The sequence below is a fragment of the Bacterioplanoides sp. genome, from assembly GCF_965219715.1.
GTDB lineage: Bacteria > Pseudomonadota > Gammaproteobacteria > Pseudomonadales > Oceanobacteraceae > Bacterioplanoides.
Map to the genome: position 1 here is coordinate 4,707,961 of NZ_OZ244785.1, position 14,753 is coordinate 4,722,713.

Genomic DNA, 14,753 nt, shown 5'->3' on the forward strand with positions numbered 1-14,753 from the left:
ATAAAAAAGCCGATTCCGGGGTGCATTCGGAATCGGCAAGCTTGCTGTGGAGAACGATTAATTCAGATTAATTACGCTCCAGCGCAGTAAAGGCGGTATCGGCATCGCTGATTACCCGGTTGCGACCACCGTTTTTGGCTTCGTACAGCGCGTTATCGGCACGTTGTACCAGGCTGTCCATGGAATCGGTTCCGCGCAATGTTGCGCTGCCAATGCTTGAGGTTACCTGTAATTTGCCGCGGCTGTTTTCAAACTGTAACGCGCCAATTCCCATGCGAATACGCTCAGCGATGCGTAAAGCTCCGGCCTGATCGGCACTGGATAACATCACCAGAAATTCCTCGCCGCCGTAGCGGAAACACATATCGGTTTGGCGAATGCAGGCGGTAATGCAGCTTACGGCGTCTTTTAATACCTTATCACCCATGCTGTGACCAAACTCATCGTTCACTTGTTTAAAGTGGTCGAGGTCAATCATCAGTACCGACAGTTGCTGGCCGTGGCGTTTTGCCAGTTCCACTTCACGGCCCAGTGTTTTATCCAGAGCAACGCGGTTGCCTGCGCCAGTCAAAGGGTCGCGGAATGCCGCCGCCAGTGCTTCGAAATACCGAAGCGCGTTACGCATCGGATACACCAGCGTCGACAGTAATCCTTCCAGGTTGGCCAGCTCATGCTCGCGGAAGCGGGTAGAGCGATGGAACGTCAGGTCACCCATATAATCCTGCTGAGTCTGTAACCGGTAGCTGATTGAATGCGGCGACGTTTTGCCTTCGCTGATCAGCAGGTTGTTCGCCGGGTGGCTGAAGGTTAAGCCGTCGACCAGTACTGCCTGCTGAATTTCCTCAAAGAAGATTTCCAGCAGTTGTGATAATTCCAGCGTGGTCTGCAATTTGCCGGACAGTTTTAGCAACACTTCCGGGCGCAGATCGGGCTTCAGTGCTAACTCACCAATGGTGGTAACTGATTTTTCTTCTCGTAGTTGTGCACGACCATTGCTGTGTAATGGACTCACCATGAGCCACCTCGTTCTGGCAAAAAATTCATATCAGCTGTTAAGCGATTTCTGTGCCAGAGTTTTCCTGAAGATAATTTCCTTTAAAAACAACAAGTTAAATATTTGTGACAGAGTTTCAGAGGAAAGGCTGGATATTTGACGATCAGTTTATCAGTTGTTTAGCCAAGAAAATGACTTGTAACACTTAGGTATGTGGCAGATATCCGTCGAACCTGACCTGTCTAAGCTGTCAGACTGAGTTTCATCCGCGCTAAACACCAACAATTCATACCCAGGTAGCGGCAATCACCAGGCCGACAGCGTAAAAGCGGCAATAACAGGCGTTGCGGGTTGCCGCTATTGCCGGTTGCTTCAGCCGGGTTTGCCGTCGGCCCGCGGGCGCAACAGAATCGGCAGATAGTGGTAGAGGAAAGTAGCCAGGCCAACCAGCAAAAGAGTGGCTGCCAGGCGGTAAGCCGTCAGGTGGTCGATAACCGCAGCCAGCCCCAGATCGGGCAATAAACGAATCACCACCGCACATTGAATGGCTACAAACACCAGCGACATACCTCTGAGCGCGGTTATTTTCCGGCCGGTATGGCCAAGGCTGATGCGAGCCATCATCGCCAGGATCATGGCAAACAATCCACCCATGGTAATCGCATGCAGCCACGGCGTTGCCGCCCAGGGCGTTAAGGCCAGTAACAGCAAACCAACCATTAGCCACAGGTAGGCCAGATACAAGGACCACAGCATCGGCTCGGAGAAAACGCCGCGCTGATAAAACAAGCGCAATAGTCCGAGGTGCCCGGTTACCGCCAATACTGCACATAACGCCAGAGCATATTCCAGTAATTGGGCGATCTCATGAATGCCCATTTGTTGCAACAGTGCCTGTAATAAGTACACCGGCACCAGCAGCCAGGTGAGTGTCATGGTGGTGTGTTTCAGCAATTCAGGGATCGCTACCACCGGTGTTTTTAATCGCAGCCGGGTGAAAAAAGGTACAACACGACCGCTGACCCAGAAGGTCATGGCCATCATGATCAGAGCCGCAACCCGCTGCAGTGTGGCGATATAAGGAGAGTGGAAATACAGCAGGTAATGATAAATCGCCTGAAAGATTGCCAGCCCCAGTAATAATCCAACAAACGGCCAGTTGTGGCTTTGGTTGTCGCTGTGACTGGCCTGTTCTCCGGCAGATAAGGTGTTCGCCAGTCCGGCAGCGGCTAGTAGCGGCGTAATAACATCCAGCGATGCTAACAGCCAGGCAGGAATGCCGGCCCACAACCAGCCAAGACGCGCTAATAACCAGACGATAAACAGAATCTGAATAAAGCGTTTGGACACACCAGGCTGTCCGGTCCAGTTGCGCGATGCGGTTAACAGAAAACCGACGGCAATCGCCTGAACAAAACCAAACACCATTTCATGGCCATGCCAGATAAACCAACCACTGTAAGGCTGAAAGTTTCCGACTTCGCCACTGAGCACTAGCAACCACAACAGCAGGGCAGCAAATACAAACAGACTGGCAAACAGAAAGAAGGGGCGGAAGGCAATGTGCCAGATGGAAAAACCGGATGGTGTTGGCATGGCAGATCCACAAACAAAAAGACATCAAACCGCGAGTGGCGATTTGATGTCTTGATCTGAGGCAGGAAAGGATCCTTCTTACCTCGTTATTGCAAATCGTGAAAAGGGAACTACAGAATCTGGCTAAGCAGCTTCTGCGCTTCTTCAATGAGCGATTGCAGATGCGCTTCACCCTGGAAGCTTTCCGCGTAGATTTTATAAATATCTTCAGTACCACTTGGACGGGCGGCGAACCAGCCTTGCTCGGTACACACTTTTAAACCACCAATGGCTGCGTTGTTACCCGGTGCATTGGTATGAACCGAGGTAATGGCGTAACCCGCCAGTTCGCTTTCAGTTACGCTTTCGGCGGTTAACTGATTAAAGGCCGCTTTTTGCTCCGGGGTTGCGGCGGCATCGACACGCTTGTAATGCGGGTTGCCGTGTTGCTTCACCAGCTCAGCATAATATTGCGATGGCGTTAAACCGGTCACGGCGGTAATTTCTGCCGCTAATAAACACAGCACCACACCGTCTTTATCCGTGCTCCAGGCGTTACCGTCGAAGGTTAATAAGCTGGCACCGGCACTTTCTTCACCACCAAACGCCAGCTCGCCATGGAACAAACCCTGAACAAACCATTTAAAGCCAACCGGCACCTCGTACAGCACACGCTCGTTAGCGGATACCACACGGTCCATCATTGATGACGTCACCAGGGTTTTACCGATTTTTAAATCGCGCGACCACTGCGGGCGGTGCTTCATCAGATAATCGACACACACGCATAAGTAGTGGTTTGGGTTCATCAGACCTGCGGCATCAACAATACCGTGACGGTCAGCATCCGGATCGTTACCAAAGGCCAGATCAAACTGATCGCGAATATCCAGCAGCTTGGCCATGGCGGCGGTGCTGGAGCAATCCATACGAATGCGGCCATCGTGGTCTGGCGGCATAAAAGCAAAGGATTCATCAATCTGATCGTTCACCACTTTCAGGTTAAACGCCGGATTTTCCGCCAGCTTGTTCCATACCGGTAATGCAGTACCACCCATCGGATCGGCACTCAGTTTCAGGGAGCTGTTGGCGATGGCATCCAGATCCACCACACGTTTCAGATCATCAACATAAATGCCAACAAAATCATAGGTGCTGGTTTTGGCCAGGGCTTCATCCAGTGTCAGACGCTGAATGTCGGCATCATTATTTTGCTGTAATTTCTGCAGATACTGGTTCGCGCGGTTTTCGATCCAGCCAGTTACCGAACCGTCGGCCGGGCCACCGTCCGGGGTGTTGTATTTAATGCCACCGTCTTCCGGCGGATTGTGGGATGGAGTAATGATAATGCCGTCGGCCAGTTGCTCGGTGGCGGTGGTGTTTGCCGTCAGAATGGCATGGCTTACCAGTGGTGTTGCTGTGACTTCATTGTCCTGGGCGATGCGGACATCAACGTCGTTCGCAGTCAGAACCTGCACCACAATCTCCCAGGCGGGTTTGGATAGGGCGTGGGTGTCGCGGCCGACAAACAGCGGGCCGTTAATACGGTTTTCTTTACGGTAATCAACCACCGCCTGGGCAATGGCAATAATATGTTGTTCGTTAAAGCTGCCTTTCAGGGAAGTGCCGCGATGGCCAGAGGTGCCAAACTTTACCGGTTTTAATGCTTCGCCATTGATTTCGCTGGCGGCAAACAGGGTAAGAACAGAATCGTTAAACATCTTCATTCCTTGGAGTATTTAAATCGTGTGGCCTGCATCGTGATCTTGTTGACCCGGTTATGACAGGTCGAATCGTGCGGCCAAAAAGTTTGGCGCCATTTTCTTACAAACGTTCGACAATGTCTTGTTTCTGCAAAATAAATCCCACAGTTGTGCGCTAATCGACGAATTTGTCCTGATTGTGGCTATCTGGCTGTGGCCGACTGTTTTACCCTTGAGGCAGAAATCGGGAACCCGTCCTGATATTGGTATCTGAATTTAAATCGAGTTAAGCAGTCCGATATGAAAAACGTATTCTCTCCGTCGATTCTTTCTTTTGCGATTCTGGTTGCTGTGGCAGGCCTGAGCGGTTGTGGCAGTGACGACTCTGAAAACAACAGCAATCCGGTGGCTGGTCAGCCTGATGATCAAACGGGCGGCGAAAAACCACCGGTGGTGGAAACGCCTAAACCTTGTGGTGCAGATACCCAACTGATTTTTCCGGCGCCATACAGCGCCACTTCAGCCAGCAGTATCACACTGCGGGGACGTAGCGGCTGTGATCAAATCACCGCGTTAACAGTGAACGGGGTTGCGGCAACCAGCAGCGACAACTTTGCCAACTGGCAGGTAAAAGTGCCGTTAACCGCAGGGCTGAACACACTCACCGCCACCATTGCCGAGGGCGAGCAAAGCCAGCAGTTAGCCCTGGCAAAAATAGAATCCAACGAATTACTCTACAGTCCGGCAGACATCGTACTGAGCAGCGATGAAAGCATTCTGTATATGATCGACGATTCCCGTCGTCAGGTGCTGGAGATCGATATGGCCAGCGGTGCACGAAAATTATTGTCGGCTGCAACCACCGAAGATAACTATGCCTTTGGCAATATGGCCGGGCTGGTACTGGATGAAACCAACCAAAAGCTGTATCTCACCTCGCGCTATATCAAAGGTTTGAGCAGTAACGAAAGTTACAGCGGCATTATGGCCGTTGATCTGAAAAACGGCAGTCGCAGTTTAATTCTCGACCCTCAGGCTGCTGCCTCCAGCGACGATTTAATTCGCAATGTCGATAGCCTGGTATACGACGCCCAACAGCAGCGTTTTTATCTGTCGACCCAGAGCGCGATTTACTGGACCAGTGCAACACCAAGCAGCAAGGTGCAGCTGTTATCGGATGGCAGCACTCCTGATGCCACCAACCCGTTCAGCCGTTATGCCAATTTACGCATGGTGCTCGACAGCAATAACCAGCGTTTAATTGTGTCGGACGACGGTAATGGTGGTGATGGCAGTCAGGTGCTGGCCGTCAATATCGATGCTAAAAGTGCTGATTTCGGTAAGCGCACAATTCTGCTGGCGACGGACAAAGGTCTGAATCGTATTCAGGACATCAGCCTGCAGGACGCCACTACCGCATTAATTACCGATTTAAATCCGGACAACAGTGCGCTGCGAATTTATCAGCTGAACATTAAAGACAAGTCATTAAATCTGATTGTTGATAGCAGTACGGTGCAAAATCAACGTGCCATTAAAGACGAAGCGCGGACGTTTTATCAGCCATCAAAACAGCGACTGTTAATTTCTGCCGATCGCGCAAAATCGATAGTTGCGGTAGATATTTCGCAGAAAAATTATCGGCTGTTATTCAGCAATACCAATCCAACAATCAGTCAACAGCCACAATTATTCGATGAATTATCCCGTAACGCGCTGGATGCCAAAAACGGCAAGTTGTATCTGGAAACGGACGATGAGCAGATTGTGCGTGTGAACCTGGCTAGCGGCGCACGTGAAGTGTTTATCGATAACCTTGCGTTAAGCGACGAGCATTATTCCAGCAACGCCATTGATTCGATGGGATTTGATGCGCAACAAAATGCGCTGATTATTACCGGTTATCAGCGCGACAATAATACTCGTGAAACCACTGGCTATGTTTGGGCATACAGCGCTGTTGATGGCACAAAAACAGTCATTACCGACAACGCCAAAGACACTGGCTCAGAATTAAATCGCCCGTGGGATTGGGTAAGCCTGGACGCAGAATCCGGCATAGTGGTCGACGATACCAGCTCGCCATCGCGTTATTACCGCACCAACCTGAGCAGCGGCCAGCGCAGCGAAATCAACGTTAACCTCAGTGGTGTGCCGGACCGGTTAGAAGTGGAAGACATGGAAATCAGCCAGAACAACAGCACGCTGTACGTCACCGACGATTCGAGCAATGCCGGGGTGTACGCCATTGATATCGCCAGCGGCAAAGCACGGGTAATTACCGATAGCACCACGCCGGACGATGGCAACGCCCTGCGCTTAAAAGACCCGGAAGCACTGGCTTTGGCCAGCGATGGCAAACACGTGTACGTGGGTGATAACAGCGCCTCGGCGTTGTTTAAAGTGAACCTGGAGAGCGGTGCTCGCCAGGCGTTAATATACGACGCCAACACCTCCACCAACTCCTGGGCGGAGCGCATTCAGGGGATTGCCGTGGATCGCGATAAGCAGGTGTTGTACACCAGCTGCGAAAATGCCGAAGTGGTGTTAATGATGGATGAAGTCACCAACGAATGGGTAATGGTGGCGGAATAACCGCTGAGTGCGAGATGATAAGCCGCTTTGGTGAGAGCCATGGCGGCTTTTTTGTTGGCCGTGATTGACCTTTATCAGATAAAACTGACCTTTCTAACACTATTAAATTAGTTATTAATTCGTATAATCAACTCACTGATTTCAGGAGCAGAGCCCTGAAATCGTGTCATTTAAGGAATCTGCAGTCGTAAGGAAGCGAAGTGTCCCCATCAGAAGTATTGTCAGGTAGCTACCATGCAAGATCTTAATCAGTTGCAGGAGTACCTGCGCCAATTCGCCAAAGAACGTGACTGGGATCAGTTTCATTCCCCCAAAAACCTTGCGATGGCTCTGAGTGTTGAAGTCAGTGAGCTGCTGGAAAACTTTCAGTGGTTAACTGAAGAACAGTCTTACACGCTGGACGATAAGCAACGAGAAGCCGTGATTGATGAAATTGCGGATGTACAGATATACCTGGCGAGGTTAGCAGACAAACTGAATATCGACATCGGTGATGCTATTGCGCAGAAAACAGTAAAGAATGAAGCCAAGTACCCAGCAGATAAGGTGAAGGGCAGCTCAAAGAAATACACCGAATACCAGCAGGTGAATGAACCAAAAGCTGATCCTTTGGCGGATAAAAGCACATGATCGTCTATTCAGCTACGAAACAGCAATTCGTCGATGACGTTCGTGCAAATGCCATTGCTGACATCATAGAAGGTGAGGTGGCCCGAAAGCTGAACCGTAACTCGCCACGAAATGAGTTCATCTCGTGGCAGAATTCTCTGCAATATATGTTCAACGTATTGCACGACCCGGATATTCCAGCCTCGGCTGGGGTATCTATCGAATACAATATTCCTTTAACCAATCGGCGCGTCGATTTTATCCTTACTGGTAAAGACGAAAATCGCCAAGATACCGCTGTAATTGTCGAACTAAAACAGTGGCAAGAAGCTAAAGTTACCAACAAAGACGCCATCGTGAAAACCCGCTTTCAGCACGGTGAGCAGGAAACCAATCATCCGTCGTATCAGGCTTGGTCTTATGCTGCGCTGATAGAAGACTACAACCAAACTGTGCGTGACGAGGCCATTTCCTTGCAACCTTGTGCTTATCTGCACAATATGAAATCCGCTGATGCTATTAACGATAAGTTCTACGCCGAACATACTTCTAAAGCCCCGGTATTTATCTCGCCTGATGCACTAAAACTAGCGGAGTTTTTAAAACAATCAGTAAAGTATGGCGATAGCGATAACATCATGTATCGCATCGAGCACGGCAAAATAAAACCTAGTAAAAACCTGGCTGATGCTTTAGTTTCAATGCTGGACGGCAATCCGGAATTTCTGATGATAGACGAGCAAAAGCTAGTCTATGAAACTGCCCTTGATCTTGCGCATAAAGCCCAAAATGGCAACAAGCAAACTCTTATCGTGAAAGGTGGGCCTGGAACAGGAAAATCCGTCGTAGCCATCAACTTATTGGCCGAACTTACCAAGCGTGAATTATTAACCCAATACGTGTCTAAAAATGCTGCCCCTCGGGAAGTTTTTAAAAAAGTACTCACTGGTAGCCGTAAGAAAACTCATATCGACAACCTATTTAAAGGCTCGGGAAGTTACATAGACACAACTAAAAACACCTTTGCAGCATTGCTGGTGGACGAAGCTCATCGGCTAAACGAAAAATCTGGCCTTTACAGCAACCTCGGCGAAAATCAGATAAAAGAGCTTATCAACGCCAGCCACTTCAATGTGTTTTTTATCGATGAAGCACAACGCGTCACGCTAAAAGACATAGGCAGTGTCGAAACTATTAACTATTGGGCAGATAAGCTTCAATCTACGGTCACTGAACTGGATCTATCATCGCAATTTCGCTGCAATGGCAGCGATGGTTACTTAGCTTGGATTGATAACACCCTACAAATTCGAGAAACCGCAAACACAACTTTAGAAGACATAGACTACGACGTAAAAGTCTTCGATGACCCCAATGAACTACGCAAAGCCATATTTAAGAAAAACCGTTTGAATAACAAAGCACGCATGGTTGCTGGTTATTGCTGGGAGTGGGCTAGCAAAAAAGATAAAGGTGCTATGGATATCTTCATTCCCGAGCATCGTTTTGAAGCGCAATGGAATTTAACCGATGATGGCAGTTTGTGGTTGATTGCTGAGAAATCTGTAGAACAAATTGGTTGTATTCACACCTGCCAAGGTTTAGAACTGGACTACATTGGCGTGATTATAGGTGACGACTTTGTAATTCGAAACGGTGAAGTCATCATACAACCATTGGAGCACCCTAGTCGAGACAAAGCTCTGAGTGGTATTCGTGGTTGGCTTAAGGAAGAACCTAAAGCAGCTTTGGCTGCGGCAACGGAAGTGATTAAGAATACCTACCGCACACTTATGACTCGTGGTCAGAAAGGCTGCTTTATATACTGCACAGACCAAGAAACCCGAGAGTATTTCCATAAGATAGCTAGCCGAAAAATCGACGGCGATGAGGGATTAGAAGTAGAGGAAAACACAACTTATAAAGGTTTAGATCTACCTGTTGTAAGTTTTGAAAAAGCAATTCCTTACGAAGGCTATGTACCTATTTTTGACTTAGAAGTTGCTGCTGGTGGCTTTAGTGATCAACAAGGGTTGGATAACCAAGAAGAGCATGACTGGGTAGAGTTACCAGAACACATCAAAACTACACAAGGGATGTTTGTTACACGTGTAGTAGGTGAGTCTATGAATAAACGAATTATCAACGGTTCTTGGTGCTTGTTTAAAGCCAATCCTGGCGGCACTCGCAATGGGAAAATTGTATTAGTACAGCATCGCGATATTGAAGATCCGGATCACGGTGGCACATATACAGTTAAAAAGTATCACAGCGAAAAAATAGAAGAAGCTGGTATGTTGGTTAATCAGCATATATTCCTAAAACCAGAAACCAATGCTTATGGTTATTCATCGATTGTTGTTGAAAACGATATCGATAGTTTAAATGTGATAGGTGAGCTTCTTGTTGTCTTGTGATGATTGAAAGGGAAATATAGTAATTAGTTGGTTTTAATTATTACGTTGTATGGCTTAATTTTAATGGATTTGGACGATCTTTATGGATTTCTATGTGTTTAAACCTGGGCAGGCTATATCGATACCAGGGGAATCGAATGATTGGTTGTCAGATTTAGTAGTACTGAAAGCTATTGATTGGAATGACTATGGTTTCTACACAACATTTATAGTCAAATATTATGATGACGAATCAGTTGAACATGAAATTGGTAGGGTAAGGATAGGTTTTAAGGGGCAGACCCATAGTCAGAAAATATTTGATGTCTTGCCTGAATGTTTTTCAGAGCTAGGTGCCGGCTATTTCTCATTAGGTGTTTCAGCAGAATACTACCAAAATTCAGGTGAGTTATTTGAATGTGAAGAAATATTGTCGAAGTTAAATGATATTGTGTTAAATCCTAAGCTTATTGATGAATATAGTGATGAAGATGTATTGAACGTTTCTTTACTTCGTTCAGCATCAATTACTACAGTGAAGGAAGAATACCCCCGTGTATTGGCAGGCCTACCAATTTTAACCGACTTTAAATTTGGATTTTATTGCGAAGGAGATAATGAAAGCTCTTATTCACTTGAGTTTGATGTAATTAAGCAATCATTACCACCGAGTAATGTACATGCTGTTATTGGTAAAAATGGTGTAGGGAAGACGACTTTATTTAATCGCATGGTCGAAGCTGCGGTTGGTCGGGATGAGTCGGAAAATAGCTATTTCTATAATCTACAAGGAATTTCAATATTTGAAAAAGAAAACCAAAGATTAGAGGTTGGTTATTTTAGTAGAGTATTGTCTGTTTCATTTAGCGCATTCGATACATTTAATTATCCAGAAGATGATGACTTTCCAGCAAAAGGTCCATGCTATTCATATCTCGGCTTGATCGACCAAAGAGGTCGAAGACTAAAGACTCATGATGAGATTTATACGGAGTTTGTCCAGTCAATCTCAGTGATGTTTTCGGATGTGGCTAGTTTGGGCGAGTGGCGGGACGTATCCGATGACCTGTCTAAGTCAAATAACTTTAATGGTTTTGAGTTTGAGGAGATTTTCAATGCTTTTGAACGTGCAGGTGGTGCATACGGCTATTTGGACAATGATGAAAATGGCTTCTCGACGAAATTTCTAGGTGAAATTAGACCATTGTTAGAATCTTTAAGTTCAGGTCATTTTATTGTGATTCGCATTGTTGTTGAATTACTGAGGCGTATAGAGACTAAAACACTGGTCTTAATAGATGAGCCCGAAACACATTTGCATCCTCCTTTGTTATCTGCATTGATTAGGATAATTTCTAAAATCCTTCATATGCGAAATGGAGTGGCAGTAGTCGCTACTCATTCTCCTGTCGTATTGCAGGAGCTCCCAAAGTCTTGTGTATGGAAAATTTATCGAACTGGAGATTCTTTCCTTGCTAATAGACCAAAAATAGAAACATATGGCGAAAATATCGGAACTTTGACAGAGGAGGTTTTCGGGTTGGATGTCAATAAGTCTGGTTTTATTGCTGAACTTGAGAAAGCTATAAGTGAAGGTGAATCATTTGATCAGATTGTTTCTGAGTTTGATGATCAGTTAGGTGTAGAGGCCCGCTTAGTTCTTAAAGCATTAATTAGCTCTAGGAGCTCAAATAAATAATGAAGAGAATGAACCGCCCTCCATATAGTCATCAGCATGTCGCGCAAGTCGTAAAGGATTCTATGGATATCGATAGGAGTACTTTACGGCCAATAATTGAAGATGAGTTGGAAAGACGAACATGGGTGTTAGTCGAAAATAGTTATACTACTTCAGCCAATCAAGGGAATTTAACTACTTTGCACAGATGCAATGTCGGTACTAATCAAAATCCTCAGGGGGTTTTGGGTAGTTTGACGAAAAGCAATATGATTGCTCTATATGAGGATTACTTTCGAAAAAAAACTGAGCCTAGAGCTATTTATGATTCGATCCAGAATTTAGCTGAAGATGAATGTCCATATTGTGCGGGACTTAGTTCAGATGTTGATACACTTGATCATTATTTACCTAAGAAAGTTTATCCTCGTTTCTCAATTCTTCCTGTAAACCTTGTTCCTTCTTGCTCTAGTTGTAATCGTATAATGCAAGCCGCTTCCTCGGATGAGCTTGGAGAGCAGTTTTTACATCCTTATACAGATGCAGATCATTTTTTTCAGAATCAGTGGCTCTTTGCGACATATAACATGGGAGCAGGTGATCTGGAGTACTTTGTTGATCCTCCAGATAGTTGGAATGAAGATGATAAAAGAAGAGTCGACTATCATTTCCGAGAGTTGGAGTTAGAACAACGATTACGAAAGAGAGCGGAGCGCGAAGTCGCAGGGGGGATTCGCCTGTTTGAGAAATATCGAGAAAGGAATCCTTCACTAACGATTCAAGAAGCCATTGATGATGCGTTTTCAGTTTGGATAGAGGTTGAATTCGTGAACCACTGGAAAAGGGTTGCATATTTGGCTTTAGCAGAGGCAGTACTGGCTTGTTAGGTGTTATTACTTGCTCCCCTCGCAGCACAATATACTTCCTTAACGTTGCTATGGAGCCTTACCTTGATTAATCTCAGCTGTGGTAGAATTTAAATCGCTACTCTTCATTTCTCCCTAAACTCCTATGAGACTCTCCAAAGCCCTGATTTACTTCGCTGCACTCATTCTACTCACCATTGGTGCCAGTAAACTCACTCTGTACCTGGAAGAGTCCCCGGGTGGTATCAACGGTGTATTTGCTGAGCTTGGTACCTTCAATGTGGTTGTGCTGTTCTGTCTGCCATTAATGGCGGTGGTGTTCTCTGTGTACCCGCCGCTGATGTATCCGTTTGTGGTTATTGGCTATCCTTTTATGTGGCTATGGCGAAAAATCAAAGGCGGTCGTTAATGTCAGCTTCTCAATTTCCCACGGAAGGCCAGGTGCAACGCCCTGTACTTTTTCCTATAAACCGGCACAAGGCTTACCACGCCCATGTGTATTTCGATGAAGCGACGGTCGATTTCGCCACTCAGCTGTGCCAGCAAGCAGGGGAGTTGTTTGGTTTGAGGGTGGGTCGCGTTCATCGCAAGCCCATCGGTCCTCATACCCGTTGGAGTTGCCAGATTACCTTTGGCAAAAAGTCGTTTGATGTGTTTATTCCCTGGCTGGATGAGCAGCGCGGCAATTTAAGTGTGCTGGTTCATGCATTAACGGGTAATGACCTGGCTGATCATACGACTTATGCCTACTGGCTGGGAGATCCGGTGGCGCTGGATTTGTCGATGTTCTGATCGTTTACGTGGCTCCCGCTTAACACTCACCAATAAATTGGTTCGAGTTACCCTGAATTTTTTCAATTAAACGATTGCGGCGACATTCCCAGCGGCTTGGTGGCTGTTGTTTATTCCACGCCTGGTATTGTTTGCGTTCTTTTTTCGATAATCGCAGGGAATATTTTTCTGCCATATATAAGTAAGCGCGGGCAATGGCGCCGCGGCTTTCTTGCGTTGGCTGTACGCGTTTGCCCTTAAAGTCGACCACCATGGCGCACTGGCCATATTGCTGCGGGAAGCCGTTCCAATCGCTGAAGCGATAATTCGAGCGGTCGCCATTCACTTCACCAATGGTGGGCACCAGGTTGTGCATATCTCCTTCCATCAGGCGAAATACGCTGTCTTTTTTACAGGCTTTGCGGCCGCCGTTTTGCCAGCATTGGCGCTGATGCCCAAAGGCCCAGGCCGGGACGATGTGCTCCCATTCAATACGGCTGGCGCGTTTTTGCTGTTTGCGTACCTGATAGCCGCAACTGTTGAGGTCTGGAATCAGTTTTTTTCCCTGATAACGAAAGTCACAACCGCAATAAAAGCTGGTTTGGTGCTCGTCCTGATACAGGGCTTTCAGCTGTTTTTTTGCTTTACGGAAGGTGAGCGGCTCGGCAGAAGCCTGGGAAACGAACAGCAGGGTGCTGATTGCCAGCACGATCAGGGCATACAAAGATGACATATTGGGCTCAGATACAACTCAGATTCTGAAAGGCCGGCATTGTAAGGCAGTTTGGGGAATCTCGCAGCTACAGCGGTTATCGTCATTTCCGGATGGCGCTTCGCTTATCAAGCATTTCCGGATGACGCTTCGCTTATCCGGCCTACGGACCGTTTTGTTTTGTAGGGTGGGTAAGCGCAGCGCCACCCACAAATGGTGGGAAGCTAAGAGGCCACCCACAAGAGGAAGGTAAGGTGGTATGATGGCGGCCATTCAATTTATCAGCCATCAGGTAGCCATATGTCTAAGAGCTTCGAAGCCCAGGGAATCATTCACTCCATCGATCAGACCCGCGAATACGGTCAGAACGGTTTCACCAAGCGTGAGTTTGTCATCAAGCTGAGCGGTGAAGGTGAAAACCCGGATTACCCGAACTATGTGGCGCTGGAGCTGATTAAAGACAAGTGTGCACTGATGGATGCCTATCAGGTAGGTGATGAGGTGATGGTGACGTTTAACCTGTCTGGTCGCCTCTGGAATGCGCCAGGTAAGCCGGAAAAATGCTTCACCAGTCTGCAGGCATGGAAAGTAGACCGCGCCGGTGATGCCGCTCCGGCTCAGAACTTTGATATGGGCGGTTTTGCTCCGTCGTCTTCCGGTCCTGCGTTTGATGACGACGTACCGTTCTGATTACTGATTCCGGCTTTATTGTCTAAGCCGTGTGATTCTTTTTAAAACCGCTGTCATGACGATGGCGGTTTTTTTATGTCGGTGTGTTTATGTTAGCTATGCGTTTATATTAACCAAGCGTTTATGTTGGCTGCGACATTCTGCCACGCGTGACAATCTGCCTC

12 protein-coding genes are annotated in these 14,753 nt (G+C 47.1%); 8 read left to right on the top strand and 4 right to left on the bottom strand.

Features of this window, described 5'->3' with window-relative positions:
• Nucleotides 1-67: 67 nt before the first annotated feature.
• From ACOQOZ_RS21750 to ACOQOZ_RS21760, 3 genes are all read right to left on the bottom strand, one after another.
• Nucleotides 68-1,015, bottom strand: a complete 948-nt coding sequence (locus ACOQOZ_RS21750) for a GGDEF domain-containing protein (protein WP_420590252.1) — start codon at nucleotides 1,013-1,015, stop codon at nucleotides 68-70.
• Nucleotides 1,016-1,366: 351 nt separating this feature from the next.
• Nucleotides 1,367-2,590: an NnrS family protein gene (locus ACOQOZ_RS21755; protein WP_420590253.1), complete on the bottom strand. Its 1,224-nt coding sequence runs from the start codon at nucleotides 2,588-2,590 to the stop codon at nucleotides 1,367-1,369.
• 110 nt (nucleotides 2,591-2,700) lie between these two features.
• Complete coding sequence (locus tag ACOQOZ_RS21760; protein ID WP_420590254.1) at nucleotides 2,701-4,290, bottom strand: phosphoglucomutase, alpha-D-glucose phosphate-specific; 1,590 nt, start codon at nucleotides 4,288-4,290, stop codon at nucleotides 2,701-2,703.
• Between the two features lie 282 nt (nucleotides 4,291-4,572).
• On the opposite strand from ACOQOZ_RS21760, the gene ACOQOZ_RS21765 reads away from it, so the two are divergent.
• The 7 genes from ACOQOZ_RS21765 (at nucleotide 4,573) to ACOQOZ_RS21795 (ending at nucleotide 13,208) form a co-directional block, all read left to right on the top strand.
• Nucleotides 4,573-6,867 (top strand): YncE family protein, encoded by a 2,295-nt coding sequence (locus ACOQOZ_RS21765; protein ID WP_420590255.1) that lies wholly within the window; start codon nucleotides 4,573-4,575, stop codon nucleotides 6,865-6,867.
• Between the two features lie 234 nt (nucleotides 6,868-7,101).
• Nucleotides 7,102-7,497 carry a nucleotide pyrophosphohydrolase gene (locus ACOQOZ_RS21770; protein WP_420590256.1) on the top strand — a complete coding sequence of 132 codons (396 nt, stop codon included), beginning with the start codon at nucleotides 7,102-7,104 and terminating at the stop codon, nucleotides 7,495-7,497.
• Nucleotides 7,494-9,893: a DNA/RNA helicase domain-containing protein gene (locus ACOQOZ_RS21775; protein WP_420590257.1), complete on the top strand. Its 2,400-nt coding sequence runs from the start codon at nucleotides 7,494-7,496 to the stop codon at nucleotides 9,891-9,893. Before ACOQOZ_RS21770 ends, ACOQOZ_RS21775 begins: the two co-directional genes overlap by 4 nt.
• Before the next feature lie 82 nt (nucleotides 9,894-9,975).
• Nucleotides 9,976-11,571: an AAA family ATPase gene (locus ACOQOZ_RS21780; RefSeq protein WP_420590258.1), complete on the top strand. Its 1,596-nt coding sequence runs from the start codon at nucleotides 9,976-9,978 to the stop codon at nucleotides 11,569-11,571.
• 62 nt (nucleotides 11,572-11,633) lie between these two features.
• The gene (locus ACOQOZ_RS21785) at nucleotides 11,634-12,437 is read left to right on the top strand and encodes an HNH endonuclease (RefSeq protein WP_420590259.1); all 804 of its coding nucleotides are present in this window, start codon (nucleotides 11,634-11,636) and stop codon (nucleotides 12,435-12,437) included.
• A 124-nt stretch (nucleotides 12,438-12,561) separates the two neighbouring features.
• Entirely contained in the window at nucleotides 12,562-12,825 is a 264-nt protein-coding gene (locus ACOQOZ_RS21790) for a hypothetical protein (protein ID WP_420590260.1), read from the top strand.
• Nucleotides 12,825-13,208, top strand: coding sequence for a DOPA 4,5-dioxygenase family protein (locus tag ACOQOZ_RS21795; protein WP_420590261.1), 384 nt, complete (start codon nucleotides 12,825-12,827; stop codon nucleotides 13,206-13,208). The genes ACOQOZ_RS21790 and ACOQOZ_RS21795 overlap by 1 nt, the downstream gene beginning before the upstream one ends.
• Before the next feature lie 19 nt (nucleotides 13,209-13,227).
• On the opposite strand, the gene ACOQOZ_RS21800 is transcribed toward ACOQOZ_RS21795, so the two are convergent.
• Entirely contained in the window at nucleotides 13,228-13,920 is a 693-nt protein-coding gene (locus ACOQOZ_RS21800) for an endonuclease (protein ID WP_420590262.1), read from the bottom strand.
• 279 nt (nucleotides 13,921-14,199) lie between these two features.
• On the opposite strand from ACOQOZ_RS21800, the gene ACOQOZ_RS21805 reads away from it, so the two are divergent.
• Nucleotides 14,200-14,589: a DUF3127 domain-containing protein gene (locus ACOQOZ_RS21805; RefSeq protein WP_068655550.1), complete on the top strand. Its 390-nt coding sequence runs from the start codon at nucleotides 14,200-14,202 to the stop codon at nucleotides 14,587-14,589.
• Nucleotides 14,590-14,753: the final 164 nt, after the last annotated feature.

Bases quoted from the DNA above. Each gene is read 5' to 3' on its own strand.
- ACOQOZ_RS21750 (WP_420590252.1), bottom strand. From the start codon at position 1,015: ATGGTGAGTCCATTACACAGCAATGGTCGTGCACAACTACGAGAAGAA.
- ACOQOZ_RS21755 (WP_420590253.1), bottom strand. From the start codon at position 2,590: ATGCCAACACCATCCGGTTTTTCCATCTGGCACATTGCCTTCCGCCCC.
- ACOQOZ_RS21760 (WP_420590254.1), bottom strand. From the start codon at position 4,290: ATGTTTAACGATTCTGTTCTTACCCTGTTTGCCGCCAGCGAAATCAAT.
- ACOQOZ_RS21765 (WP_420590255.1), top strand. From the start codon at position 4,573: ATGAAAAACGTATTCTCTCCGTCGATTCTTTCTTTTGCGATTCTGGTT.
- ACOQOZ_RS21770 (WP_420590256.1), top strand. From the start codon at position 7,102: ATGCAAGATCTTAATCAGTTGCAGGAGTACCTGCGCCAATTCGCCAAA.
- ACOQOZ_RS21775 (WP_420590257.1), top strand. From the start codon at position 7,494: ATGATCGTCTATTCAGCTACGAAACAGCAATTCGTCGATGACGTTCGT.
- ACOQOZ_RS21780 (WP_420590258.1), top strand. From the start codon at position 9,976: ATGGATTTCTATGTGTTTAAACCTGGGCAGGCTATATCGATACCAGGG.
- ACOQOZ_RS21785 (WP_420590259.1), top strand. From the start codon at position 11,634: ATGGATATCGATAGGAGTACTTTACGGCCAATAATTGAAGATGAGTTG.
- ACOQOZ_RS21790 (WP_420590260.1), top strand. From the start codon at position 12,562: ATGAGACTCTCCAAAGCCCTGATTTACTTCGCTGCACTCATTCTACTC.
- ACOQOZ_RS21795 (WP_420590261.1), top strand. From the start codon at position 12,825: ATGTCAGCTTCTCAATTTCCCACGGAAGGCCAGGTGCAACGCCCTGTA.
- ACOQOZ_RS21800 (WP_420590262.1), bottom strand. From the start codon at position 13,920: ATGTCATCTTTGTATGCCCTGATCGTGCTGGCAATCAGCACCCTGCTG.
- ACOQOZ_RS21805 (WP_068655550.1), top strand. From the start codon at position 14,200: ATGTCTAAGAGCTTCGAAGCCCAGGGAATCATTCACTCCATCGATCAG.